The sequence below is a fragment of the Kitasatospora sp. NPDC101155 genome, from assembly GCF_044768305.1.
Taxonomy (GTDB): Bacteria; Actinomycetota; Actinomycetes; order Streptomycetales; family Streptomycetaceae; genus Kitasatospora.
Map to the genome: position 1 here is coordinate 173,894 of NZ_JBIWPN010000013.1, position 26,084 is coordinate 199,977.

General features: G+C 70.8%; 15 protein-coding genes and 1 tRNA gene. 10 read left to right on the forward strand and 6 right to left on the reverse strand.

Annotation, left to right across the window (positions count from 1 at the left end; translation table 11 throughout):
* The first annotated feature begins 13 nt into the window (after positions 1 to 13).
* Both ACIRYZ_RS21485 and ACIRYZ_RS21490 read left to right on the forward strand, forming a co-directional pair.
* Entirely contained in the window at positions 14 to 2,536 is a 2,523-nt protein-coding gene (locus ACIRYZ_RS21485) for a phosphoribosyltransferase (RefSeq protein ID WP_402946337.1), read from the forward strand.
* Positions 2,536 to 3,369 (forward strand): HAD family hydrolase, encoded by an 834-nt coding sequence (locus ACIRYZ_RS21490; RefSeq protein WP_402946339.1) that lies wholly within the window; start codon positions 2,536 to 2,538, stop codon positions 3,367 to 3,369. Before ACIRYZ_RS21485 ends, ACIRYZ_RS21490 begins: the two co-directional genes overlap by 1 nt.
* Here ACIRYZ_RS21490 and ACIRYZ_RS21495 read toward each other — a convergent pair.
* On the reverse strand, positions 3,366 to 3,584 hold the full coding sequence (locus tag ACIRYZ_RS21495; protein ID WP_402946340.1) for a zinc ribbon domain-containing protein: 219 nt from the start codon (positions 3,582 to 3,584) through the stop codon (positions 3,366 to 3,368). The genes ACIRYZ_RS21490 and ACIRYZ_RS21495 overlap by 4 nt on opposite strands.
* A 75-nt stretch (positions 3,585 to 3,659) precedes the next feature.
* The gene (locus ACIRYZ_RS21500; protein WP_402946342.1) at positions 3,660 to 5,030 is read right to left on the reverse strand and encodes a hypothetical protein; all 1,371 of its coding nucleotides are present in this window, start codon (positions 5,028 to 5,030) and stop codon (positions 3,660 to 3,662) included.
* A 207-nt stretch (positions 5,031 to 5,237) separates the two neighbouring features.
* Between ACIRYZ_RS21500 and ACIRYZ_RS21505 the strand changes: the two genes are divergently transcribed.
* Both ACIRYZ_RS21505 and ACIRYZ_RS21510 read left to right on the forward strand, forming a co-directional pair.
* A tRNA-Val gene (locus ACIRYZ_RS21505) sits at positions 5,238 to 5,309 on the forward strand.
* Positions 5,310 to 5,743: 434 nt separating this feature from the next.
* Entirely contained in the window at positions 5,744 to 5,938 is a 195-nt protein-coding gene (locus ACIRYZ_RS21510) for a hypothetical protein (RefSeq protein ID WP_402946344.1), read from the forward strand.
* A gap of 708 nt (positions 5,939 to 6,646) precedes the next feature.
* Here the strand turns inward: ACIRYZ_RS21510 and ACIRYZ_RS21515 are convergent.
* Entirely contained in the window at positions 6,647 to 7,948 is a 1,302-nt protein-coding gene (locus tag ACIRYZ_RS21515; protein ID WP_402946346.1) for a helix-turn-helix domain-containing protein, read from the reverse strand.
* Between the two features lie 321 nt (positions 7,949 to 8,269).
* Here ACIRYZ_RS21515 and ACIRYZ_RS21520 point away from each other — a divergent pair, with 321 nt between their 5' ends.
* The gene (locus ACIRYZ_RS21520) at positions 8,270 to 9,538 is read left to right on the forward strand and encodes an Ig-like domain-containing protein (protein WP_402946348.1); all 1,269 of its coding nucleotides are present in this window, start codon (positions 8,270 to 8,272) and stop codon (positions 9,536 to 9,538) included.
* Between the two features lie 384 nt (positions 9,539 to 9,922).
* Here ACIRYZ_RS21520 and ACIRYZ_RS21525 read toward each other — a convergent pair whose 3' ends face one another.
* Both ACIRYZ_RS21525 and ACIRYZ_RS21530 read right to left on the reverse strand, forming a co-directional pair.
* Positions 9,923 to 10,087 (reverse strand): hypothetical protein, encoded by a 165-nt coding sequence (locus ACIRYZ_RS21525; protein ID WP_402946350.1) that lies wholly within the window; start codon positions 10,085 to 10,087, stop codon positions 9,923 to 9,925.
* A gap of 211 nt (positions 10,088 to 10,298) precedes the next feature.
* Positions 10,299 to 14,795 carry a LamG-like jellyroll fold domain-containing protein gene (locus ACIRYZ_RS21530; RefSeq protein WP_402946352.1) on the reverse strand — a complete coding sequence of 1,499 codons (4,497 nt, stop codon included), beginning with the start codon at positions 14,793 to 14,795 and terminating at the stop codon, positions 10,299 to 10,301.
* A gap of 568 nt (positions 14,796 to 15,363) precedes the next feature.
* Here ACIRYZ_RS21530 and ACIRYZ_RS21535 point away from each other — a divergent pair.
* On the forward strand, positions 15,364 to 22,365 hold the full coding sequence (locus ACIRYZ_RS21535) for a polymorphic toxin-type HINT domain-containing protein (RefSeq protein WP_402946354.1): 7,002 nt from the start codon (positions 15,364 to 15,366) through the stop codon (positions 22,363 to 22,365).
* A 620-nt stretch (positions 22,366 to 22,985) separates the two neighbouring features.
* Here ACIRYZ_RS21535 and ACIRYZ_RS21540 read toward each other — a convergent pair.
* Positions 22,986 to 23,378 (reverse strand): hypothetical protein, encoded by a 393-nt coding sequence (locus ACIRYZ_RS21540; protein WP_402946356.1) that lies wholly within the window; start codon positions 23,376 to 23,378, stop codon positions 22,986 to 22,988.
* A 351-nt stretch (positions 23,379 to 23,729) separates the two neighbouring features.
* Between ACIRYZ_RS21540 and ACIRYZ_RS21545 the strand changes: the two genes are divergently transcribed.
* The 4 genes from ACIRYZ_RS21545 (at position 23,730) to ACIRYZ_RS21560 (ending at position 25,980) form a co-directional block, all read left to right on the forward strand.
* Positions 23,730 to 24,344 carry an HAD family hydrolase gene (locus tag ACIRYZ_RS21545; RefSeq protein ID WP_402946357.1) on the forward strand — a complete coding sequence of 205 codons (615 nt, stop codon included), beginning with the start codon at positions 23,730 to 23,732 and terminating at the stop codon, positions 24,342 to 24,344.
* A 192-nt stretch (positions 24,345 to 24,536) separates the two neighbouring features.
* On the forward strand, positions 24,537 to 25,043 hold the full coding sequence (locus tag ACIRYZ_RS21550; protein ID WP_402946359.1) for a hypothetical protein: 507 nt from the start codon (positions 24,537 to 24,539) through the stop codon (positions 25,041 to 25,043).
* A 33-nt stretch (positions 25,044 to 25,076) separates the two neighbouring features.
* Positions 25,077 to 25,241: a hypothetical protein gene (locus ACIRYZ_RS21555; RefSeq protein WP_402946361.1), complete on the forward strand. Its 165-nt coding sequence runs from the start codon at positions 25,077 to 25,079 to the stop codon at positions 25,239 to 25,241.
* A gap of 34 nt (positions 25,242 to 25,275) precedes the next feature.
* On the forward strand, positions 25,276 to 25,980 hold the full coding sequence (locus ACIRYZ_RS21560; RefSeq protein ID WP_402946363.1) for a VIT family protein: 705 nt from the start codon (positions 25,276 to 25,278) through the stop codon (positions 25,978 to 25,980).
* The last annotated feature ends 104 nt before the right edge of the window (positions 25,981 to 26,084 follow it).

Genomic DNA, 26,084 nt, shown 5'->3' on the forward strand with positions numbered 1-26,084 from the left:
GCTACCTGAGTACATGATCCGACAAGCACCATCGAAGGCGGGACCAGCAGTGACCACAGCAGAACAGACGTGGACCGGGCGCTGGGTCGCCGACCGGGCCGGGATAGCGCTGAACGGATCGGAGCGCCTGCCCGAACTCGTCGGTCTGGCCCTGCGGTCCGGCAACCCCCGGCGAGCCCACCTGCTGGTCTCCAGCGTGCTCGGCAAGCACGTCCCCCAGCGGCCCGCCGTGGTGCACGGCGCCGGGCTCGAACTCGGCCGTCGGGTAGCGGACCTGCTCGGCGCCGAGGCGGCCGCGCGGGCCGTCGTGCTCGGCTACGCGGAGACCGCCACCGGCCTCGGCCACAGCGTCGCCGACGGCCTCGACGCCCCGTACCTGCACTCCACCCGCCGGCCCGTCCCCGGGATCGCCCCGCTCGGCGGCTTCGAGGAGGAGCACTCGCACGCCACCGCCCACCTGCTGCTCCCCAGCGACCCCGGACTCCTCGCCGGGGACGGCCCGTTGGTGCTGGTGGACGACGAGCTCTCGACCGGCCGGACGGTCCTCAACACCATCCGCGAACTGCACGCCCGCCACCCGCGCGGCCACTACGTCGTCGTCGCCCTGGTCGACCTGCGCTCGACCGACGACCGGGCCCGGCTCGCCGGGGCCGCCGCCCGACTCGGCGTCCGGCTGGACGTGGTGGCCACCGCGAGCGGCGGCGTCGACCTGCCCGCGGACATCGTCGAGCGAGCCGAGAAGCTGATCGCTTCGGTGCCCCCGGCCGTCGTGCCCGCGGCGGTCACCCCCGCCCCGCTGGTCCGGGTCCGACTGGACTGGCCCGCCGGGCTCCCGGACGGCGGCCGGCACGGCTTCACCGCCCGCGACCGCGAGCGGCTCGACGCCGTACTGCCCTCGCTGGCCGGGCAGTTGGCGCAGGCCGTGCCCGCTACGGCGGAGCGGGTGCTGGTACTCGGCTTCGAGGAGCTGATGTACGCCCCACTGCGGCTGGCCGAGGCGCTCGCCCAGCGGCTCGGCGGTGACCGCGTCCGCTACTCCACCACCACCCGCTCGCCCGTCCTCGCCGTCGACGACCCCGGCTATGCCATCCGCACCCGGCTGGCCTTCCCCGCCCACGACGACCCGCGGGACGAGGCCTCGCGCGAACGCTACGTCTACAACGTCGCCCCCGGCACGGACCGGGCCCGCCGCTTCGACGCCGTGGTGCTGGTGGTGGACGACGTCGCCGACACCCCGGCCCTGCACCAGGGCGAGCGCGCGCTGCTGCGCCAACTGCGGCAGGTCACCGACCGGGTGGTGCTCGCGGTGCTGCCCTCGCACCGGCCGGCGCTCCCCACCCCGCTGTACGGGCCGGAGTTCTCCTCGTACCGCCCCGAGGAGGTGGCCTGGCTGCTCAAGGACCTCTCCGACGTCCCGCTCGAAGCCCCCACCGAGGAGCGCGAGGAGGCCGTCCAGAACGGCGGCGCCCACTACGCCGAGTCGCTGCCGGTCGAGTACCGGCCCAGCCCCGAGTACCAGGAGCTGTTCCACCAGGCGCTGCGCGGCTCCGCCGACCGGATCGCGCTCGCCGTCGGCACCGTCGCCGAGACGCTGCTGCGCGAGCGCGGGCCCGGACTGGTGCTCGCCTCGCTGGCCCGGGCCGGGACGCCGGTCGGCATCCTGATCCGCCGCTGGCTGGCCTTCGCCCACGGCCTCGACGTCCCGCACTACGCGGTGTCGATTGTCCGCGGCCGGGGCGTCGACCCGGTCGCCCTGCGCTACCTCGCCGCCCACCACCGGGCGGCGGACGTGGTCTTCGTGGACGGCTGGACCGGCAAGGGCGCGATCACCCGCGAACTCGCCGACGCGCTGGCCGGCACCGGCTTCGACCCCGACCTCGCGGTGCTCGCCGACCCGGGCCGCTGCGTCCGGACGTACGGCACCCGGGACGACTTCCTGATCCCGTCCGCCTGCCTCAACTCCACGGTGTCCGGGCTGGTTTCGCGCACCGTGCTGCGAGCCGGGCTGATCGGGCCGGAGGACTTCCACGGGGCCAAGCACTACGCCGAGCTGGCCGGAGGCGATGTCTCGGCCGCCTTCCTGGACACCGTGGCCGGGTGCTTCGCCTCGGTTTCCGCCGCCGCCGTCGGGGAGGCCGAGCGGCTGGCCGCCGACCCGGACCGTACGCCCGACTGGGCCGGCTGGGCCGCCGTGGAACGGATCAGCGCCGAGTACGGGATCGACGACGTCAACCTGGTGAAGCCCGGCGTCGGCGAGACCACCCGGGTGCTGCTGCGCCGGGTGCCCTGGCGGGTGCTGGCCCGGCGCGGCGCCGGTGCCGACCTCGACCACGTGCGGCTGCTCGCGGCCCAACGCGGCGTCGTGGTCGAGGAGGTGGACGGACTGCCGTACACCTGTGTCGGCCTGATCCACCCCCGCTACAGTCGGGGCGCGACCGGGGCGAGCGGTCGGGCCGTGACGGATCGGGCCGTGACGGGTCGGGCTGGGACGGATCGGGCTGTGACGGGTCAGGCCGTGACGGGGAGGGAGTCCTGATGGGCGGTGGGGCTACGGCTGACGTGCTGGTCGCCAGCGACCTGGACCGTACGCTCATCTACTCCGAGCGGGCCCTGGCCCTGGACGTCCCCGACCGGCGGGCGCCACGGTTGCTCTGCGTCGAGGTGCTGGACGGGCGGCCGCTGTCCTTCCTGACCGAGCGGGCGGCTTCGCTGTTGGTCGAGCTGGGGCGCGAGGCCGCGTTCGTCCCCGCGACGACGAGGACCGTCGAGCAGTACCGGCGGGTCAACCTGCCCGGCCCGACGCCGACTTACGCGATCTGCGCGAACGGCGGACAACTGCTGGTGGACGGCGAGCCGGACCAGGACTGGCGCCGCGAGATCACCGCCCGGATCGCGGCCGGCTCGGCGCCGCTGGAGGAGGTGGTCCGGCGGCTCGCGCTGTGCGCCGACCCGGAGTGGACGCGCAAACGGCGCGTCGCCGACGAGTCGTTCGCCTACCTGGTGATCGAGCGCGACCGGCTCCCGGACGGCTGGCTGGCCGAGCTGGCCGGCTGGTGCGCCGAACGCGGCTGGCGGGTCTCGCTGCAGGGACGGAAGGTGTACGCCGTGCCGGAGCCGCTCGGCAAGAGCGCCGCGCTCGCCGAGGTCGTCCGGCGCGGCGGGGCGGGCACCGTGCTCGCGGCCGGGGACTCGCTGCTGGACGCCGACCTGCTGCTCGCCGCCGACGCCGCCTGGCGGCCCGGGCACGGCGAACTGGCCGACAGCGGCTGGACGGCCCCCGGCGTCACCGCCCTGTCGGAGGTGGGGGTGGCGGCGGGGGAGGAGATCGTCCGTCGGTTCCTGGCCGCCGTCCGGCCGCTTACGGGCTAACCGCAGCAGCCACCGCCGCAGCAGCCGCCCCCGGAGGCCGGTTGCGGCGCGGCTCCGGCGGCACCGGCGGCGCCGGTCACGGCGACGGTGGACAGCAGCTTCACCGTGTCCTGGTGGCCCTCAGGGCAGATGGCGGGGTCGTTGGCCTGCGCCATCGGGCGGCTGAGCTCGAAGGTGGCGCCGCAGGAGCGGCAGCGGAAGTCATAGCGTGGCATAACGGCAGGGTACCGACGGGCGATGTGGCCGGTGGACCGGTCATCGGTGTTATCGATGTATTGGTGTCATCGGTGCTATCGATGGCCGAGATCGCCGCGGATCATGCCGATCACCTGCGCCGCCGTCTCCCGGACCGCCGCCAGCTCGGTCAGGAAGTGCCAGTAGTCCGGGTGCCGGCCGGCCGCCTGGAGGGTCGCCACCGCCCGGTCCAGCCGGGCCACCGCCTGGTCCAGCGGGGCCGCGTGCCGCGGGTCCGGCGCGCTGCGGCCCGCCATCGCCAGGCGCTGCGCGTCCCGGACGGCGAAACGGGCCCGCTCGATCTCCCGGTTGGGGTCGTGCTGCACCTCGTTCAGCTGGCGCAGTCGCTCGTTCACGGCGAGCACCGAGCCGTCGGCGGTCTCCAGCAGCGCGCGGACCGTACCGATCGCGGCCGTGGCGTCCGCCCAGCGCTGCTCGTCCCGGGCCCGGGCGGCCTCGGCGAGCTTGCGCTCGGCGGCGCGGCCGGTCTCCGCGACCTGCTCGGGCACCCGCTGGAGGTCCTGCCAGCAGGCCGTGCTGAACCGGCGGCGCAACTCGCTCAGCGCGGGCTCCACCGTCGCGGCCTTGGTCTCCAGCGCCTGGATCCGGGTCCGCAGGCTCGACACCCGCCGGTCGAGCTCCCGGGCCCGCTCCGGCAGCTGCGCGGCATCCGCGGTGATCGCCTCGGCGCGCCGGCGCACCTCGTCGGCGCGGCCCAGCGTGGCGGCCACGCCGTGCCGTGCCGGGCCCTCGTTCAGCCGAGCCAGCTCCGGGGCCAACTCGGCCAGCCGGGCCGCCGGCTCGTCCGCCCGCAGGCCGGCGCCGCGCACCTCGTCCAGCGTGGTGGTGGCCTGCAGCAGCGCGCGCTTGGCCTGCTCGACGGCCGGGGCGACCCGCATCAGCTGCTGCTCGGCGTGCTGGAGGGTCGGCTGCAGACGGCGCAGGAAGTCGTTCAGCTCGGCGCGGGCCGAGCCCAGCTGGCCCTTCACGTCCTCCAACAGGCGCCGGGCCTGGGCGGCCGAACCGGTGTCCAGCGCCTCGCTGTCGAGGTCGTGGGCGTCCAGGGCGGCCAGGTAGTTCACGGTGACCTGCTCGACCCGGCCGGAGATCGCCGGCAGCTCGGCCAGCGCGCGCTGCGCCGTCGCGTCGTTCTCGGCGGCGCGCACGGTCTCCACCGCGAGCTTCACCTCGCGCTGGGTCTCGTCCAGCTCGTAGAACGCCTCCTGCGCCGCGGCCCGGGCCTCCTTGGCCTCCGCCCGCACACCCTCCCCGACGCCACGCCGACCCCACCAGCCGCCATTTCCGGCCGACGCCAGCGCGACCGCCCCCAACGCCCCGGCCAGCACCACCGGCAGCACCAGCGCATCCCCGACGGCCCCCGCCACCCGACGCCGCCCCCGCCGCCCGCTCCCGCCGGCCACCGCCACTGCGCGCTCCCTGCTCCGACTGCCCGCTGATCGCGCCCATTCTCCCCGATACCACCCTCACGAGGGCACCCCGGTCCCGTGCACTCCCCCGCTCCCCGGGCCTGCCGATACGCCTGCCCCGCCACCCCACCGACCGCCCGCGCCACCACCACCTCCCGGGACCAGGTAACCTAGGCACTCGTCGTGCGCCCGTCGGGCCACGAACGGGGGCGCGTAGCTCAGTGGTAGAGCGCTGCTCTTACAAAGCAGATGTCGGCGGTTCGAAACCGTCCGCGCCCACCCCGTGAACAGCTGAAACGTAGGCTGCGGCCCAGGTCAGGAGCATGATCCCGACCTGGGCCGCAGTCATTCCCGCAGTCTCGATACACTCTCGGACGGTCTCGCTACACGGGTCCGTCTCCTAAATATCCCCCAAACGATCATGCCGAACCAGCAGGTCAGGGCCGCTGGAACGCGGAAGCGCCCCCAAGCCACTCGCATGGCTTGGGGGCGCTTTCGGTCGGGGCTCGGAGAGGGGCCGGTTGCCCGGGAGCGTAAGAGCTTCGCGGGTCGAAACGGACCAGAACCCGCGAAGACCTCCCTGCCCGACGATCTACACGGCAGACTGCCGCGCGCGACCAACGCGAGCACCCGGGCGCGGAATCACACCAGGCCCGTGACCTGCCACTTCACGATGCACACCGCTCAATGGTTCACCGGCCACGGTCCCCAGGATGCTGCTCCTGAACCGCATCGACTTCGAGCCTGGCTGCTACGTGTTCAATCTCGATCAACCGCTGTTCCTGACCCCTGGAGACCAGATCTGGGCGGAGCGAAGCTCGGTGGTCGTGCGGCGCGCGGTCACTGGACTGGTAGAGCGACCTGCGGGCAGCATGGATGCCGAGCAGTGGGCGTACAAGCTGTTGTAGTGCGGCCTGGTCGAGCCACGCGCGACAGGCAGGCTGAGTGTCTAACTGCGTTACAACGGGTGCGCACATCGGCGGACGGCCACGGACAGCTGGGGACCGTCCGGGCAGGTAAGCGATGCTGCCGGCCGAGGTTGGGCGGGTGCTCAGGTTGCTTCGGGGCGAAGGGGCCGTGGGTTCAAATCCCGCCACCCCGACCCAGCAACTGGTTTTCTTCCTGGTCCGCGTGGCCCGGGCCCGGGCCCGGGCGTCCGGTGCCGTGTCCCCACCCGGCAGTACCGGACCACCGCCCGGGACGCCCTGGTGTGTCATCGGTCCTCATCCCACGCCGCGGTACGGTCACGAGCCGATTCGTAGCCGAGTGGCGTAGTGGATTGGATCCCGGAGACCTCGGCGGGCCGGAACGAGCGCGGACTCCGGGGTTCGCGCCTTGCACCCCACCACGCGAAAGCGGGCACGGACCATCGGCCTGCGAGCGGCGGCGAAGTCCCGGGCACCGGTCACGGACCGATATGACGGACCGGTGTGGATGACGCCCACCCACCGGGCGTGTGCGGACGGTCCGCCCGCAGACCGCGGACCGCCTCATGCGGGGCTCGAGCACAGCGTGAGGCGTCCGATGTGCTCCCGCCTGCCCCCGACGCCGACGCCCGGACGCCCGGCAGGCGCGGGTGGACGTCCTCCGCCGACCGGTCGGCGGAGGACGTCCCGTCACTGCTGGAAGGGGCTCGGTTCCCAGGCCTTCCCGCCGGTCGGGTAGCTGAACAGCGGCCGGCCCTTGACCGCGCTGGTACGGAAGGGCGCGCCGTCACGGACGCCGATGGGCAGCGTGCCCGTCCGGTTGCCGCTGGACCACTCCAGTTCCAGGTACCAGCTGACGTCGTGTGAGGTGGTCTCGGCGTTGACCTCGATGACCTCCGGATCCCGCTCGCTCACCTTGACCGGCAGGCCGGTGCTGCCCTCGGGCACGACCGGACGGGGGCGGGCCGCGTCCAGGTCGAGGTCGAACGAGTGGACGTCGACTCCGCCGCCGCAGCCCTCGCCCATGGAGTAGGCGTTCCAGGCCAGCGGGGCCGCGATCCGGGCGATGCGGACGTTGAGCGCGGTCAGCACGACGGTGTCGCTGCCGATGCCCTGCACGGTGAGCTCGATCGACTGGTAATGGCCGGGGACCGCGCCGAGCTTGGCGGCCCAGGCGGGGACGTCCACCACCGCGGGCGGACGGGGGACTTCCGACGGCGGGCGGTCGACCACGTACTTGTCGCACTCGGGGGCGTCCCAGCGGGACGGGCGGACCGTGACGGTGATCGGGGCACTCGCACCCTGGTCCGCGGCGCCGGGCGGCGCCGACGGGGTCACGTCGGCGGCGACCGGCGCGGCGCCGGGGGGAGAGAGCGGGGTCGGGGATCCGGCGGACGGCCCGGCGTCCGCCGCCGGGGCCGGAGCGGACGTGGGGTCACCGCCCGGGTGAGTCTTGAGCCCGATGGCGACGACCCCGAGGGCGGCGAGCACCGCGGCGGCCGTCACGGCGGCGAGTGAGCCCCGGCGTACTCGCCGCCGTGACGGCACGGCGGGGGTACGCGCAGGGGCGGCCGTCCCGACCTCCACGACGCCTTCGGCGGCCGGTCGCGCGTCTGGTTCCGGTTCGGGAACCGGAACCGTTTCCGGTGCCGCTTCCGTTTCCGGTGCCGTCACCGGAACCGCTGGCGGGGCCTTCGGCGCGGGGGCGGGTGCGGACGCCTGCCGGTTCCCCCGCGACGTGTGGGCGACGACCCACAGCCGGTAGAGCTCGGTGCGCTCCTCCGGTGTCGCCCGGCACAACCGCGCGAGGCGCTCCAGCGGATCGAATTCCACCGGCATCACGTCGCCGGTGCAGTAGCGGTGCAACGCCGACGTGCTCACGTGCAGCCGCTTCGCCAGCGCGCCGTAACTGAGACCCGAACGGCTCTTCAGTTCCTGGAGCAGCCGTGCGATCTCCTGTGCCTCCCTCAACTCCCCGGTCCCCTCCAGCACTGATTCCTCCACCCGCTCGCGAACCCCCTCGGAGCTACCGCCGCGGTGATCCGGCCCGTCGCCGGCAACCGGATCGCCGGGACGCCGACCCGACGTGAGCTCCGGCAGACAAGCACGCCGCAGACCGTCTCACGGTTCCCCCGAGGTCGGCGGCGGCACCGGCCGCGCCATCCCGAGCCCCTGCCGGCGCGTCCCAGGAAGGTTACGTCTTCCCAGCTCAAACAGGGTAGAGGCGTCCCCGCGTCCCAGATCGCCGGCCCACCGTTGCTGCTGGGACGAACCGGCGCACAAGCTGACGGCGAACACCTAGAGGGAGCAACTGTGAGCACTGTTCGGGCGGCCCGGGCCGCGATACGCACCAACGACCGATTCCACCGCGGTGCGGTGGCACTGGCGGTGGGCGGGGTCCTGCTGATGTCCGCGGCCTGCGGCGACGGCGACGGCCAGGGCAAGGGCGCTGACGCCGCCGGCCCCGTCACCTCCGCCACCTCCGCCACGCCCGGCGCCCCCGGCGGCACGGCGGCCACGGCCGCGCCGAGGACGTCGACCGCCGTGCTGGACGTGGAGCCGAAGGACGGGGCCCGGGGAGTCGCACCGACCGCGCTCCAGGTGTCGGTGTCCCACGGCAAGCTCACCGCCGTCGACGTGACCGACAAGGACGGCAGGCCCGTCCAGGGCTCGATCACGGCGGACGGCACCGGCTGGAAGCCCGCCGCCGCGCTCGCCCCCGGCGCGGCGTACACGGTGAACGCCCAGGCCAAGGACCCCGAGGGTCTGGTCGCCGCGGTCACCAGCGCCTTCACCACCGCTTCGCCCGGCAAGCAGGTGTCCACCAACGACAACATCGCTGACGGCCAGACCTACGGCGTGGGCATGATCGTCAAGGTGGACTTCAGCAGCGGGATCGTGAACAAGGACGCCGTCGCCAAGGCCATCACCTTCGAAACGGACAACGGGACGGAGGTGAAGGGTCACTGGTTCGACGACAACCGGATCGACTTCCGCCCGGCGGACTACTGGAAGCCGAACACCAAGGTCACCATCCACTACCGGCTGAAGAACGTCGAAGTCGCCCCCGGTGTGTGGGGCGACGTCGACAAGGACGAACCGTTCACCATCGGCCGGTCCCAGGTCTCCACCGCGGACGCTGCCACGCACCGGATGACGATCGTGCGGGACGGCAGGTCCACCACCGTGCCCGCCACCCTCGGTGACGACGAGCATCCCTCCTGGGGCGGGACCATGGTCATCATGTCCAAGGAGAAGGTCACCCACATGAACTCACAGACCGTCGGCCTGGGCGACGAGTACAACATCCCCGCCGCCCCGCACGCGATGCGGCTGACGAGGAGCGGCACCTACCTCCACGGGAACTACTGGTACAAGGGCGACCCGTTCGGCAACGCCAACACCAGCCACGGCTGCGTCTCGCTCAAGGACGTGGAGGGCGGCAGCGACACCTCCCCCGCAGGGTCGTTCTTCAACAGCTCGCTGATCGGCGACGTCGTCACGGTCGTGAACACCAAGAAGAAGACCGTCGCCCCCGACAACGGCCTCGGAGGCTGGAACCTCCCCTGGGCCAACTGGTAGCACCCGCCCGCTGAGCAGCCGTCCTCCGCCCGGCGCACCGGGCCGGCCTGGCGGCCGTTGAGTCGATCGAGGTCCTCATGAATCGATCGATCACGTGACCGATCAACGGCCTCGGCGGCCCGTGTCCTGGTCACGGCCCAGGTCCGCGGCCGGGCCACGGCCTCCTCCCGTGGCAGCGGACCGCGTTCGGGATGCAGGTCTTGCAGATGGCGAGTGGCTGCACCTCCCGGCAATCCGGCTCCTGAGCAGGTCGAAACCTCCAATGACGTCGTTGAGCCCGTACGGCATTGCCGCAGGCTGGCCGCACAGCCGCCCGCAGCGGGGCGGGGCGGGCGCCCCGGCTGCGGCCGAGGCGCCCGCCTGTTCCACGGGTTCTGCTCGGACTCAGCCGACCAGGCGGAACTTGGTGGTCGTCGCGCCCTGGATGCTGGCGCAGTCCAGGTTCGAGGTGGTGGCGCTGTAGGTCCAGCCGCGGGGGACGTCGCACGCCCACATGCCGTTGACCGGCGTGCGGAGGTGGAAGGTGGTGGAGGGTATGCCGCTGCCCACATGCCGTTGACCGGCGTGCGGAGGTGGAAGGTGGTGGAGGGTATGCCGCTTCCGTACGACAGGCTGCAGGAAGTGCTGTGGCCGACGAAGTCATAGGTGTGAGTGGCATTGGTGGCTCGTGGACTCCGCTGACGGCAGGCTGAAGAGCGGCACAAGGCCGGTGGGCCCCACCGAGTGGTGGGGCCCACCGGCCCTTTGGAGTGGGTCGTGTCTACGAGCTGGTCGTCTGCGCTGTGTAGATCCAGCGCTGGTTGGTTCCGCCCTGGCAGTCCGAGATGTCGAGCTGGGTGCCGTTGTTCGTGGCTCCGCTGGGGAGTTCGAGGCATCGACCGGACTGCGGGTTGTAGATGGTGCCGTCGTAGCGGCGCAGCCATTGCTGGCCGCCTTCGGTGGGGTTGCAGTCGCGCAGGACGATCTTGGTTCCGTTGCCGGTGGCGTTGTCCTGGGTGCCGACGCACTTGCCGTCGACGGTCATGGTGTTGTCGGGGGTGAAGGTGAAGTGCTGGTTGTTGCCGTTCCAGCAGTCGTAGATGGCGATCACCGCGCCGGTTGAGCCGCCGCCCCAGTCGTCGACGCACTTGCCGGAGGCGAAGGCGTTCTGGACGTGGACGCTGGCGTTGGCGGTGGCGAGGTTGTTGGCCTGCTGGTCGGTGAGGGCGTACGGGTAGAGGCGGACGTCGCTGACCGCGCCGTCGAGTCCGGCGACGTCGGGAAGCTGGAACGTGGTTTCGGCGCCGATGGTGAGCGGCCCGTTGGTTGTCCAGCCGTGCCAGTCGGGGTCGACCTTGGTGGTGCCGGCGGCTTGGCCGTTGACGTACAGGGTGATGGCCTGGGTGTCGGCGTTGTAGGTGCCGACCAGGTGGGTCCAGGCGCCGACCTGAGGCGGTGCGTAGTCGTTCACCGTGTAGTACTTGGCCGGCGGGTAGTGGTCCTCGCCGGCGAGGGTGAACGACCACCGGCCGTAGGAGGCGGAGTACTGGAGGTAGAACGGGCTCCGCTGGTTGCCGGTCTGGGAGACGATGGTGCGGAAGCCGTTGGTGTTGTTGATCTTGGCCCAGGCGGAGACGCTGTAGCTGTGCGTGGTGTCGATGCCGGGGCTCTGCTGGGACTTGAAATAGCTGCTGCCGTTGAGGGCGGTGGCCGCGCCGGCCACGCCGTTGTGGTCAGCGGTGCGGGTGGGGCTGCCGCTGGGGCTCAGCGGGTTGGCGGTGCTGCTGTCGACGATCTTGTCGGTCCTGCCGTCCAGCGCCCACCAGCTCGGGGTGACGGCGGAGCTGGCGGCGTTCTGGGGACCGGCGTCCCAGGTGAAGGTGGGGTTGGCGGTGTCGCCGCTGCGGTGGCCCCACCAGATCTGGATCTGGCCGTCAGGAGTGCGGCCCCACAGGGCGGGCGCGCCGTTTCCGGTCAGGTCACCGTCGGAGCCGAGCACCGGCCAGCCCGCGACGGGGACGTTGCCGAGCGGGATGGCGGCGGAGATCGTGGTCACCGTCGGGACGCTGATCGGGTTGCCGGACTCGTCCCGGACGGGCTCGCCGTCGTGGGTCGGGGCGTAGGTGCCGGTGGTGAGGGTGTAGGCGCGCAGGTCGCCGGTAAGGCGGTTGCGGGTCCACAGGCCCGGGTGGCCCTGGCCGGCCCAGTCACCGGGGGTGATCAGTTCGAGGTCCTTCCAGCCGGAGGCCGCCAGCTGCACCGGGGCGCCGAGGGTCTGGGCGCCGGTGGCCGGGTAGAACCACAGGGCGGCGTCGGAGCCGTTGCCGGTGCTCTCGGTGGTGAGCAGGCCGGTCTGGTTCTTGAACTGGAGCTTGGTGTCGAGGTCGCTGTGTGCGGGGTCGCCGAGCGAGGCGACCTGGAGGGTAGTGGACCAGTCGGCGGCGTATGCGCCGGGCGCGCACTGCGGCGGGGGGTTGGCGGCGTCGCTGCAGGCGGGCTTGGTGAGCGTCGCCTTGCTGTCGAAGCGGCCGGCGTAGCCGGTGTTGCCGGGGTTGCCGTAGAGGTAGATGTCCTTGTTGCCCGCCGGGTGGACGATGAGGTCGTCGACGTTCTTCCCGCCGGTCAGGGTGCCGCGGTGGGTGAACTGGACGCCCTTGGCCCAGCTGCCGGTCGGGGAGTCGGCCGGCAGTGCCGCCAGGGCCGCGGTGGGGCTCTTGGCGAGGGAGTTGCCGGGCACGTTGTAGGCGCGGAGGTTGCCGCCCTGGTCGTACGTGACGATGTCGGGAGCGCCGTCACCGGTGATGTCGCCGAAGACCGGCGGCGGACCGTCGGGGTTCCAGGGCACGTAGAAGGCGTACTGGGTGATCGGGGAGACGTTTCCGGCGTCGTCCTCGGCCTGGATGTAGTAGATGTTGGTGCCCCATCGGCCGGCCATGACCGGAATGCCGCCGGTGGGCATGGCGGAGCCGCACTGCCAGTTGGAGCCGGCGAGCTGCGGGTCCCAGCCCGAGCGAAGGCACTTCACTCCGGAGGCGACGCCGCCGTTGGGGGCGGGGTCGGTGACGGTGACGGGGATGTATCCGGTCTGCCACGTGCGGACCTTGGTGGTCTGCCCGTTGCCGGACGGCGGGAACTGGGTGGCGAGCGCGTTGTCGGAGAGCTTGTCGTAGACGCCGGGAACGGAGACCTGCGGCGGGGTCAGGTCGACACCGAAGCGGCAGGTGGGGGTGGAGGCGGAGAGGCCGACCAGCTGGTCGCTGGCCATGATGCCGTAGCCGTAGAGGTGGCCGTCCTTGATGACGCTCGGATTGACGGTGAAGGGGGCGTTGCTGCCGTTGTTGACGAGGGGCGAGTAGCCGCTGTCGACGTCGGGTACGCCGGAGACGGTGTAGTCCCAGATGTGGGACCAGGAGTAGAGCTGGCCCTGGACGGGGCTGCTGACGGTGGCGTTGAGGGTGACGGCGCCGTTGAGGTCCGAACCGGCACCGAGCCAGCCCCAGTCGGCGCCGTTGCAGCCCTGCGTCTGGCGGGCGGGGTCGGCGGTGTGGGGGACCGGGTAGGTGTAGGGGTTGCTGGGAGTGTTGGGGGTGCGGTCGTAGGTGACGGTGAGCGTGGCCCCGTAGTCGAAGCGCTTGAACGCGTAGGCGTTGTTCTCGTCGGAGGCCTGGAGACCGAAGGTGAGCCAGGGCTCGTTCACCCACTTGGCCACGGTCGGCCCGACGTTCCAGAACGTCACCGGGACGTTGTCGTGGCAGCCGCTGCGGCCGGAGCCGGAGACCTGGGCGGTCTCGATCGGACCGCCGACGGGCTGCGGCCGGTTGTCCCAGTTGGTGCCGGTGCCGATGGGGCGGTCGACCAGGTACAGGTCGACACCGTAGGTCTTGTTGCAGTCCCAGTCGGCGGAGATGTACTCGGCGAAGTCCAGACGCGCGGAGTTGATGGCCGCACCGTTCAGACCGCGGGTGTCGATCTGGAAGTAGGCCCGCTCGATGTCGGCCGGGTTGCAGCTGGGCGCGTTCGGGTAGCTTCCGCATTTGCCGACGCCCAGGTGGTCGCTGTCCGCCGAACCGTTGACGTTGTAGTGCGTCGCGCCGGTGTGTGCGGACTGGACGAAGGTGGAGCCGTAGCTGCCGTTGGCCCAGGGGATCCAGGCGGGGTCGATGAAGTACGGGGCGGTGCCCGTGGCGAGGATGTTCTGGTCCGGAGTGAGGTCGATGCCGGAGGACGTGGTGGCCACGGGCATCGTCGCGACCTTCGCGCCGGCGCCCGGTGCCGCCGCGGTGCTCACCGGGGGAACCACGTCCCGTCCGCCCGAGCCGGAGGAGGCGCCGGGGGCCGGTGACGGTGAGGTCGTCGCGTCGGTCGCGGGTGCGGCCACGGCCCGGAAACTGGCGGCCTTGACGCCCGAAGTGCTGCCCGGGGCAGAGGTGGCAGGGGTCTGTGGCGTGCCAGTCGTCGGGGTGCTGTCCCACATGCGGGGTGCGGGGGCGTGCCAGCGGGGACCGTCGGGGGCGGAGGCGGTCAGGTCGTGGTTCGCGTCGGACGTGATCGTGACCCCGTCCGTGACGGTGCCGAAGTGAAGGTTCTTCAGAGCCGGGTTCGCGGCTGCGGCCGCCGTCTTGACGATCAGTACGGTGCTGACGCTGCCGTTCTTGCCGACGGTGACCTTCAGGTCGGTGTCGGCTCCGAGGACCGCCGGATAGAGCAGGCTGTCGCCCTGGATCTGCGGTGCGGGCAGCGGGAACGGCGCGGTCAGCGCCAGCTTCTTTCCGTCCGTGCTGGTCATGGTGGCCAGCGGTCCGTCTCCACCGCCCGACAGGACCACGCCGGACGGGGTGGCCTTGGGGGCGAAGCCGCCGCCCGGTCGCGCGGCCAGCGTGGCGTCCAGCGGGTGCCACTGGCCGTCGCCGGTCTTCAACCGCTGCTGCTGCGGGTGGCGCGACTGCTGCAGCTTGCCGTCCGGGGTGGCGTAGGTCTCGGTGAACTCCGTGGTCAGACGGTCGATCAGGACGTTCTTGCCGCTCGACTTGGCCTGGGCGAAGACGGGGTCGTCGGCCGTCCGGTCCGTCGGACGCTCCTTGGCGTGCGCGGTATCCGCCGCCGCCATGAGTTCGGCCAGGCTCTTGGCGTCGGTGCCGCTCGGGGCGGTGTTGGCGAAGGCCGCGGGTATCGCGGAGGACAGCGCCAGGACGAATCCGGTCGTGACGGCGGCGAGACGCAGCCGTGAACCGCCCCGTCCCCGTGTTCTCGTGCGTGCTCTCGGCGGGCTTTCGGGCATGACGGGGCCTCCCCCGGAAGTGATGGTTGGTGCGGACACAGCCGGGTTCGGACAATGCGCACAGGACAGGCACAATTTCGGCCATGTGGTGAAGGTTGGTCAAATCGTTGCCTGACGTTATGTCCGACTTGACGTGCCGAACTGACGGTTTGTCAACCATCGTGATCTTCGCCACTAATGGAATCTTCATCTTCGGCTCGACGGTGATGTCGACAAGTTCGTAAAGTCACCGAGGTTTATTGCCCGTTCCGTGCCTGGGGGCATGGTCATTCCTCCGGGGGTATTAGTGGCGTTCATCCGTCGTACTCGCTCGACCAGGGGAGGGGCCGCCCAACAAGCGAGACATCCCCGAACAGCCCTGGTCAGCACGCTGGCTCTGGTGGCCGGACTTCTCCTGCCGGCCGCGGGCGCGCCGGCATTCGCCGTTGGTGCGGACGAGAACAAGATCTGGTCGCCGCAGAGCACGCCGCTGCCATCGACCCCGTCCGTCAGCGGCAAGAACGCCACGCCGACGGGCTCTTCTCCGAATCGAGTGGCGACGCCTGACTGGGCGCCGCCGAAATCTCCGGTGGCCGCTCCTCATGGCTCGTCCACCGTCCAGCTGACGACCGAACCGCCGGCGGGCAGCAAGGCGGCCAGGCTCGACGAGAGCGGGAAGCCGCTGGTCGAACCGTCCGCCGGAATCGCCACCAAGGCGGGCACCCTCCCGGTGTGGCTGGCACCCGTGGCTGCCGCCGAGAGCCAGGGGTCCGCGAAGGACGGCACGTCCGTCGTGCCAGGCACCAAACCCTCGGTGCACGTCGAGGTCACCGACGCGAACACCGCCGCGTCCGCGGGATCCCGCACCAACCTGGTGGCGCTCACCCCGACGGACCCGTCGAACGCGACCAAGCTCAGGGTCAGCCTGGACGCCTCCGCCTTCGGGGCAGGGCTCGGTGGCGACTGGTCCCAGCGCGCCCGCCTGTACACCCTGCCCGGCTGCTCGCTGACCACGCCGCAGGTCAAGGGATGCCTGGAGCGCAAGCCCGTCGAGTCGCACTACGACGCCCAGTCCATGAAGCTGGTCGCCGACGTCGACCTGGCGGCCGCCGCGACCACCCCGGCCGCCCCGCGGACCGGGGTGACCCAGGCCGCGTTCCGCACCGGAGTCACCGCCGCCGCCGACACCGCGGCCGCGCCGACGGTGCTCGCCGCCGACGCCCCGGCCACCGGCGGCGCCGGCACCTACAGCGCCACCAGCCTCTCGCCGAGCCAGTCCTGGACGGCCGGCGACGCTTCGGGTGCCTTCAACTACAGCTACCCCGTGCAATCGCCCCCGAGCATCGGAGGCGCCGCGCCGAAGATCGCACTGGGGTACAGCTCGGCCGCGGTCGACGGCAAGACCTCGTCGACGAACTCCCAGGCCTCCTGGATCGGCGACGGCTGGGACTACAGCCCGGGCTTCGTCGAACGCTCCTTCCGCCCCTGTTCCAAGGACGGCATCACCGGCTCCGGCGACCAGTGCTGGGGCGAAGCCAACCTCACCATCTCGCTCGCCGGCCACTCCGGTGAGCTGGTGCCCGACGACGTCTCATGCGTGAACGCCGCAGGCACGGACGAGCAGTCCAAGTGCACCTGGCGGCTCAGGACCGACGACGGCAGCAAGATCGAGTTCCTGACGGGAGCCACCAACGGGACCTGGAACGGCTCCTACATCAAGCTGACCGATGCCGCCGGTGTCGCCTACTACTTCGGCCTGAACCACCTGCCCTCCGCGAGCGGCGCCCCCACCACGATCGGCCCGGACGCCAACTCCGCCTGGACCGTACCGGTCTACTCGCCCAACAACGGCGACCCCTGCTACGACGCGGGCAAGGGCAAGGACTCGTGGTGCCAGACGGCGTGGCGCTGGAACCTCGACTACGTCGTCGATGCCAACGGCAACCTCACCACCTACGGCTACACGCCCGAGACCAACTACTACGCGCGCGGCGGCGGCCAGAACAAGGGCAGCGGCACCAACGCCGCCTACACCCGCGGCGGCGTCGTGGCCTCGATCGGCTACGGGCAGCTGCTGTCCGACCAGCTGAACGCCAACGGCGGCTACCAGCCCGCCTCCCGGATCCTCTTCGACTCCGGCGAGCGCTGCGTCACCGGCACCTCCGCCTGCGACCCGGCCCAGCGCACGGCCGCCAACGCCGTGAACTGGCCCGACGTCCCCATGGACAAGCAGTGCGCGCAGTCCGACGTCTGCGCCAACTACGGGCCCAGCTACTTCACCACGAAGTGGCTGAACACCATCACCACCCAGATCCGTTCCGGCAACGGCTACCGCGACGTCGACTCCTACGCGCTCAGCCACGCCTTCAAGCTGGTCCAGAACACCACCGAGAACACCGCGGTCCCGTGGCTGGCCTCCGTCCAGCGCACCGCCAAGGACAACTTCAACGGCCAGGCGCCGGTCGTCCTTCCGGCCGTCACCTTCACCGACATCCTGCTGCCCAACCGCGTGGACGGCGCAGGTCCTTCCCGCCCCGACTACAACCGGCCGCGCATCGCCTCGGTGACCACGGAGACCGGCGGCGCGATCAACGTCGACTACTACCAGGCGTCCTGCTCCCGCAAGGACGGGGTGATGCCGACGTCGGCGGACGACAACAAGCGTGCCTGCTTCAACGTCAAGTGGTACGGACCCAACTCGACACCTGACACCGACCCGGTCGACGACTGGTTCCTGCGCTACCCGGTCAAGACGATCACCGTCGACCCGCGCTCCGACCTCGTCAAGGGCGCGCTCCCGCAGACCACCACCTACACCTACGGCGACGCCGCCTGGCACCGCAACGACGGCCGGTTCGTCGACGCGAAGGACCGTACCTGGGACGACTTCCGGGGTTTCGCCACGGTGACCACCGTGACCGGCACCGGAAAGGACGGCGTCCAGGGCCAGAAGTCGACCACCTACTACCAGGGCATGGACGGTGACATCACCGCTTCCGGCGCCGTGCGCTCCCCCCGCAAGATCGCCGGCCCCATGAGCGGCCCGGTCACCGACAGTGACTGGCTCTCCGGCCAGGTGCTGGAATCGGACACCTACGCCCAGGCCGGAGCGAGTGACCCGGTCGCATTCAGTGTCAGCACCAGCTCGGGCCCGGCCCCCACAGCGACCCACGCGCGTGGCGCAGGCCTGCCCGACCTCGTCGCGCGCTACACCTCGACCACGAACGTCGTCACGGCCAAGGCCCTCAAGGCCGACGGTACTTGGCGCACCACCACCGACACCACCACCACCGACCCCGCGCACGCCAACCGGCCCGTCACCGTGCTCAACCAGGCCGACGGCACCCCGGACGTCTGCGCCCGCACCACGTACGCCACGGGTACCAATCCGGTGATGACCGGGCTGGTCTCCCAGGCCCTCACGGTCTCCGGCCCCGACGCCTGCACCGCTACCGCCACGGCCGCCAACACCGTCACCGGCACGCGCACCATTTTCGACGGCGCGGACTTCGGCAGCGCCGGCGACAAGGGCGAGGCGAGCAGCATCCAGGTCCTGGAGAGGTACGACGGCTCCGGCAACGCCCAGTGGACCACCACCGGTGCCAGCACCTACGACGTCTACGGGCGCGCCGTCACCGTCACCGACCCCACCACCACCGACTCCGCCCACCCCAACGGCGCGGCCACCACCACGGTCTACGGCTCCGCCAACCCCGGCGAGTTGCCCAACGCGACGACGATCACCTCGCCGGCACCCGCCGGCGCCCCCGACGCCGCCACCGGCCGAGTCTCCACCGCGACCCTCAACCCCGCCCGAGCCCTGCCGGTCACCGGCACCGACACCAACGGGCGCACCGTCACCCAGGCCTACGACGCCCTCGGCCGCCTCACCGCCGTCTGGCTCGCCGGGCGCACGACCAGCGACAAGCCGAACCACACCTTCAACTACGCGATCGACAACAGTGCTCCCAGCACTGTCACCTCCGGCACTCTGCGTGCCAACAGCAGCTACCAGCAGTCCATCCAGATCATGGACGGGTTGGCCCGCGTCGTGCAGACCCAGGCCGACCCGGCGATCTCCGCCTACCACGGCCGGATGATCACCGACACCTACTACGACTCCCAGGGCCGCGCCAACCGCGTCAACAACACCTACTACAACGACCAGGCCGGTCCCACGGCCACGCGGTTCGAACCGGACGACGCCAAGGTCCCCAACCAGACCTACACCGTCTTCGACGGTAAGGGGCGCCCCACCAGCGTCCAGTTCCGCGCCTACGGCGTGGCGCAGAGCACCACCACCACGTCCTACCCGGGCGCGGACCGCACCGACGTCACCCCGCCCGCGGGCGCGACGCCGACCACCACCGTCACCGACGCCCGCGGCCGCACGACCCAGCTGTGGCAGTACAGGACGCCCGTCGCCACCGGCAACACCGCTGACGCGGACGTCACCGCCTACGCCCTCAACCCGGCCGGCCAGGAAACCTCCCGCACCGATGCCGCGGGCAACACCTGGTCCTACACCTACGACCAACGTGGACGGCCGACCGGGACCAGCGACCCGGACGCCGGCAACAGCTCCACCGCGTACGACACCGCGGGGCGCGTCGCCTCCACGACGAACGCCAGCGGCCAGACCATCGCCAGCACCTACGACCTGCTCGGTCGCAAGACCGGCACCTTCAACAGCACGGTCAGCCCGGCGAACCAGCTGACGGGCTACACCTACGACACCGTCGCCAAGGGCCAGCCGGCCAGCTCCACCCGCTACGTCGGCGGGGCCAACGGCGCCGCCTACACCAGCGCGGTGGTCTCGCTGGACACCGATTACCGGCCGACCAGGACCACCCTGACGATCCCCGGCAGCGAGATCGGCCAGACCGGCCCCGTCACCTACACCACCAGCGCCAAGTACGACCCGATCACCGGGGCGAAGACCGAGGAGACCCGCCCGACCGTCGGCGACGTCTACTCCGAGACCCTCGTCTACACCTACGAGGTCTACGGACTGCTCTCCAAGGTCGGCGCGCTCGGCGGCAAGACGTACGACCTCCAGTCGGACTACGACGCCTACGGCCGCAACATCCGCACCACGATGAACCCGTGGGGCACCCAGGTCGTCACCACCAACACCTACGACGAGCCGACCGGCCGCATCCTCAACCAGTACGTCGACAAGCAGACCTCGACCACCGGTACCGTCCAGAACACCACCTACGCCTACAACCAGGCCGGCCGTGTCACGGCGATCCGCACCACCCCTGACAACACCCCGAACGCCACCGACCTGCAGTGCTTCAACTACGACTACCTCGGTCGGCTGACCACCGCGTGGACCGACACCGGACGCCTTGACCAGGCACCCAACCCGGCCGTCGGAGGCCAGGGGGCCTGCGTCAACTCCACGCCCACCAGCGGCGCCCAGGTACCCACCCGGACCACTGTCGGCGGCTATGCGCCCTACTGGCAGACCTACCAGTACGACCTGACGGGCAACCGCACCCAGCTCGTCGCCCACGACCCCGCCGGCGACACCGCCAAGGACACCACGGTCACCCAGACCTTCCCGTCCGCCGGCACCCGCAACGCCCCGACCGGCGCGCCCAACAGCGGTGGCGGCACCGGTGGGCCGCACGCCCTTCTGAGCTCCACCAGCACAACGGGCGGCAGCACGCCGACCGTCAGCACCACCCAGTACGACGCGTCCGGCCGCACCACCGCCATCACCGACACCAACGGCACCGCCACCCTCGCCTGGAACGGAGAGGACCGGCTCGACGCGCTCGCCAAGACCGGCGCCGGCACCACCACCTATCTGTACGACGCCGGCGGCAACCAGCTCCTGCGCCGCAACCCCGGCAAGACCACCATCAGCATCGGGGGCGACGAGCTCAGCTTCGACACCAACACCAAGCAGCTCACCGGCGCCCGCTACTACGACCTTCCCGGTGGCACCACCCTGGTCCGCCAGGGCGGCGGCAAGCTCATGTACCAGATCGCCGACCACCACGGCACCGGTGTTCTGGGCATCGACTCCGCAACCCTGACCGAATACCGCCGACCCAGCGACCCGTTCGGCAACCCGCGCGGCACCCAGCCCAGCTCCTGGGCCGGGGACAAGGGCTTCGTCGGCGGAACCAAGGACGACGTCACCGGTCTCACCAACCTCGGTGCCCGGCAGTACCAACCCACCACCGGACGGTTCCTCAGCCTCGACCCCGTCCTCGACCGGTCCGACCCCCAGCAGTGGAACGGCTACTCCTACAGCAACAACGACCCCGTCAACCGCTCTGACCCCAGTGGCCTGTGGTCCGTCTCCACCCTCTTCCAGCCGGCCGTCACCGCAGTTGTCGCGGCGGTGACCTGGGTCGCCGAGCACGTCGATCAGATCGCCGCGATCGAGCAGGCCGAGGAGAGCGCGCGCAGGGCCGAAGCCGCGAAGCAGAGGGTCGAAGCTGCCCACCAGAAGGAGGGCCAGGCCAAGGACAAGGTGCTGGGCGCCGGCAAGCAGCTGGCCAAGATCGCCGCTGACGAGCTCGGCATCACCGACGCCTTCGACTGCGTCACCAAGGGCGACCTCGGAGCCTGCGGGGAAACCGTCCTCAACGTCGCCACCAGCCTCATCGGCGGCGGCCCGCTCGCCAAGATCGCCAAGAAGTACGCCCTTCACTGGGGCAAGGCCCTGGAACTTGCCAAGACCATCAAGCGCCTCGCCAGCGAGCTCTACGACGGCTTCAAGGCCTGGCGTGCCGAGTCCAAGGCAGCCCGCGAAGCCGAGCAGATCGCCGGCAGCTGCCTGATCGGCGGGAAGAACAGCTTCAAACCCGACACACCCGTCCTACTCGCCGACGGCAGCACCAAACCCATCAAGGACGTCAAACAGGGCGACAACGTCCTGTCCACCGATCCCCAAACCGACACCACCAGCGCCGAACCCGTCACCGCCACCATCGTCACCCCCGACGACCGGCAGTTCACGGACCTGACTCTCGCCGCCGAGGCGAAGTCGCCCGCCACCATCACCTCGACCCAGCACCACCCCTTCTGGGACGAGACCACCCAGCGCTGGACCAACGCCGCCGACGTCCGAATCGGCGACCAACTCCGCGCGGCGGACGGAACCCTCCTCACCGTCCAGGCCACCCGCAACTACGAAACCCAGCCGCAGGAAGCCCGCAACCTCAGCGTTGCGGACCTCCACACGTACTATGTGCTGGCAGGTGCCACGCCGGTCCTCGTCCACAACTGCCCTGAGGGCGGTGGCTTCTTCAGCAACCTGTTCAAGAGCAAGGCGCAAAAAGCGGATGAAGCCATGCGCGCGAAGCGGGTTCCGATGAGGCTCGGAGATCTGAAGGATATGAAGACTCCGGATCTGGGTGATGCTGATAAGCTGGCAAATACGCGTGGGATGGATGATGAGCGCTTGCTGGCCTCGATCAACAATCCAGATGAGCTTGGGGGCAGCGTCATCCTCGGGGATGGGGAGGTCATTAATGGAAACCATCGAATAGCCGAGGCTGTACGGCGAATGGAAAGCCCAGGGCATGATTTGTTCCACCCTGATACAGAGATCTTGGCCGTCCCGTAGGGATTCCTGAATGGCCGCCCAGCCTTAGGGCTGGGCGGCTTAATTTTTTTTATCATTAGTTGAGGTGTTTGCAGTGAGAATGTCACTGTGGAATCGGGCGGGTCGCTTGAGGCGCGTGCAGTCCTGGTTCGGTTGGCCTGTTCCTGCTCCCGTCCTGCTCGCGACGCGGGAGCGGGTCGCCGAGCTGGTGGCAGTGGCAACGGCGCGGGGGTTCAGCAGGAAGGGGGATGGCTTGGATCTGGAGGCAGGGCAGACGTTCGTTGTCATCCCCTACCTCCCGGAGTCGTCTCCTGAGCCCAGTTCGATGTGCCTCGTTGTCGAATTTCCGCACTCCATTGATCTGGAAAATGGGATTAGGCCGCAATGCGGCTTCTCCAGGCTTGACGTGTCGGAGGCGGATCTGAAATCACTGCCGGCCGCCAAGGCCAGGGTGCGGGATCAGTTGTTGCACTGGATGGCCTGGGAGGCATACAGGGGGCGATCGTAGCTTTTGACCAGGAGCCCACCGGATATTCCGGTGGGCTCCTGGGATGTGGGGCGACACCGGGACTTGGCGACGGGCCCCGACGCGGCGCCGCCCCGCCCGGCGAGCGGGCGGGGCGGATGCGGTCAGCAGGCCGTCAGCACGCCCGCAGGCCGTTGTGGAAGTACCAGTTGCCATCGGCGTACGCGCCGTAGACGTAGGCCGTTCCGAAGAAGTTGCCGTTCGTTCCGCCTATCTGGTACCAGACGTTGCCCTGGCTGTTGATGTCCTCGCCCCTGGTCCAGCACTCGATGTAGATCTCATCGGACGACCACGAGTACGAGTACACGTCGCCGGCGACCTTGGCCGTCCAGGAGTACGGCTGCGAGTAGACGCCCACGCCGTGACCGCTCGCGTGGTAGCGGAGTGCGTACCAGCCATCGGCGGACGCGCTGCCCGCCGAGACGCCCACCGCACCGGCCGCCACCGCCACGACGGCCGCCGCGGTCGCTCCGCGGCGGCCGATCCTCTTGAGAATGCCCTTGACCATGTCGACTCCCGTAATCGGTCGAGGTGTTGAGGTGCCGTCCGATCTCGACGACGGGACACAGCAGACCCGACCACCAGGGGTGTTCGGTACCGTCTGACGGAAACTGACAACACCTGACATCGTCCGACCAGGCGGTCTGAACGCGCCTTGCTCCCAGCGGATTCGACGGATCGCTGATCACCGCCGTCACACGTCACCGCGTTCCGTGTACGCGTGAAGCGTGCAACGGCGTCGAGGGATCTGACATCTGACAACGGGGAGGCCGCGATGGCCGCCCGCGACCACGTCGAGGTGCCCGACGGCGAGGCCCCCGCTTGTCGGGGGTGGCGATCTCGGTGGTAGGGAGGTGAGGTGACTACCAGGGCGTTTGATGCGGTGTTGTGCGATGTGGACGGTGTGATCCGGTTCTTCGACGGGACCGGGGTGGCCGCATTGGAGCGGGCGGCGGGGGTGGGGGAGGGGAGTACGGCGGCGGTCGGGTTCGCGCCGGAGAACGACCGGCCGCTGTTGCTGGGGCGGATCAGCAAGGCGGAGTGGGTGGAGTCGATCGTCCGCGGGTTGACGGGGCGGGTGTCCGAGCGGGCGGCGCGCGGGTTGGCGGAGGCGTTCGCGAACTCGCCGTTCTGGGCCGACGAGGTGGTGGTGGAGCTGCTGCGACGGGTGCGGGAGCACTGCCGGGTGGTGCTGGTGACCAATGCGACGGTGTGGCTGGACGAGGACCTGGCGCGGATGGGGCTGACGGATCTGGCGGACGAGGTGGTCAACAGCTCGCGGGTGGGCAGCGCCAAGCCCGAGCGGCGGATCTACGAGATCGCCGCGGAGCGGGCCGGGGCCGCGCCGGAGCGGTGCCTGTTCGTGGACGACCGGCAGGAGAACGTGGACGCGGCGGTGGCGTTGGGGATGACCGGGGTGCTGTACCGGGGGGCGGAGGACCTGCGGCGGGCGCTGGCGTCGGTGTTGAACTAGCGGTTGATGTGGGCGCCGCCGTTGAGGTCCAGGGCCTGTCCGATGATGAGGGGTCAGGGCGCCCTGGAAGAAGTTGGTGTCCTCGATGCAGACGGGGGAGATGACGTTGGCGGTGACGCCAGGCGCCAGCCCCCCTGAGGAGGGGCCGGGCCCCGAGATGGATTCCGCTTACTAACCGGAAGGAACGATGAGGTGAAGAACGTCAGGGTCAGCCTTTCGGCGGATCGTGAGGATCTCTATGAGCCGCTGATGCGGGGTGCCTGCACGGTCACGCAGGTGGAGGCGGCCTATCGGTTGGTGTTCCAGGTCGAGGAGCTCTGGGCGTGGCTCCTGCGGCACGGCTATGTCGAGCTCGTCCCGGGCAAGGACTTCGACCACCTGGAAGTCGACCTGGCGGCGGCAGCCGCGGACGACCATGAGATCGGCGCGCCCGGCTTCCGTGAGGAGAGGCCCGAGCTGAGCGAGTCGGCCCGTGCCGTGCTCGTCCTGGCGACGAGTCTGGCCGGGAAGACGGCCGCAAGACTCCGGGACCTCCTCTACGAGCTCGACGGGACCGCCATGCGACTGGTGGTCGAGGCGATGATGTACGCGGGCGGCTTCATGGACGGGGCAGCCGACGTGTGGGGGAACGAGGAACCGGGCGATGTCCGTGGCCTCGGGCCGAACAGTCGCGCCAATGAGGATCGCTGGGACATGTAGCGGTCTCGCAACAGCGAGCTGGTCGGGCAGTCCGTGGACGTGGTGCTGGGCCGGGAGGCGCGGCTCGTCGACGGCCTGTCGCCGGTCGAGCGCGAGACCCTGGCCGGCCTGCTGGACAAGCTGCTGACCGACGTGCGGTCGCGGGTGGCGGGGCCGGAGGGGCCGGGCGAGGATCGGGGGGACCGTACGGACCCCTGAGCGCGGTGGACGGACCCCTGGGAGCGGTGGGCGGATGGCGGAGCAGCTGGGGGAGAGCCGGGCGGAGCTGTCGGCGCGGCTGAACTGGCTACGGGCGGCCGTGCTGGGCGCCAACGACGGCGTGGTCTCCACGGCGGGCATCGTGACCGGGGTGGCGGGCGCGGCGGGCTCCCGTACCGCGCTGCTCGTGGCGGGGGTGGCCGGGCTGCTGGCGGGGGCGATGTCGATGGCGGTCGGCGAGTACGTGTCGGTCAGCACCCAACGGGACACCGAGCGGGCCGCGTTGGCCAAGGAGCAGCGCGAGCTGGCGGAGGATCCGGAGGGGGAGCTCGACGAGCTGACCGACTACTACCGGGACAGCGGGCTGACCGCCGGCCTGGCCCGGGAGGTGGCGGCGGCGCTGACCGAGCGGGACGCGCTGGCGGCCCACGCGCAGACCGAACTCGGCATCGAACCCGAGGCGTTGACCAACCCCTGGCAGGCGGCACTGGCCAGCGCGGCCGCTTTCACGATGGGCGCCCTGGTGCCGCTGCTGGCGGTGATGCTGCCGCCGGAGTCGTGGCGGCTGGGGGTGACGGCGGCGGCGGTGGTGGTCGCGTTGACCGCCTCGGGCTGGACGAGTGCCCGGCTGGGCGGGGCCGGTTCGGGGCGGGCGGTTGCGCGCAACGTCGCGGGCGGGTTGCTGGCGATGGCGGTGACGTACAGCGGGGGCGTGCTGCTGGACGGCATTACCGGCTGAGCCGCTCGGGTTCGTTCGGGCCGATTCGCTCGGGAGGCGGGCGGACGCGCCCTGTGTTTGTGTGGCTGCAAACCGCTTGGGAGAGGTCAACGACCCGGCCCTGA

Excerpts from the sequence above, each read along its gene's own strand:
- ACIRYZ_RS21485 (WP_402946337.1), top strand. The coding sequence starts at position 14 with ATGATCCGACAAGCACCATCGAAGGCGGGACCAGCAGTGACCACAGCA.
- ACIRYZ_RS21490 (WP_402946339.1), top strand. The coding sequence starts at position 2,536 with ATGGGCGGTGGGGCTACGGCTGACGTGCTGGTCGCCAGCGACCTGGAC.
- ACIRYZ_RS21495 (WP_402946340.1), bottom strand. The coding sequence starts at position 3,584 with ATGCCACGCTATGACTTCCGCTGCCGCTCCTGCGGCGCCACCTTCGAG.
- ACIRYZ_RS21510 (WP_402946344.1), top strand. The coding sequence starts at position 5,744 with ATGCTGCTCCTGAACCGCATCGACTTCGAGCCTGGCTGCTACGTGTTC.
- ACIRYZ_RS21530 (WP_402946352.1), bottom strand. The coding sequence starts at position 14,795 with ATGCCCGAAAGCCCGCCGAGAGCACGCACGAGAACACGGGGACGGGGC.
- ACIRYZ_RS21540 (WP_402946356.1), bottom strand. The coding sequence starts at position 23,378 with ATGGTCAAGGGCATTCTCAAGAGGATCGGCCGCCGCGGAGCGACCGCG.
- ACIRYZ_RS21560 (WP_402946363.1), top strand. The coding sequence starts at position 25,276 with ATGGCGGAGCAGCTGGGGGAGAGCCGGGCGGAGCTGTCGGCGCGGCTG.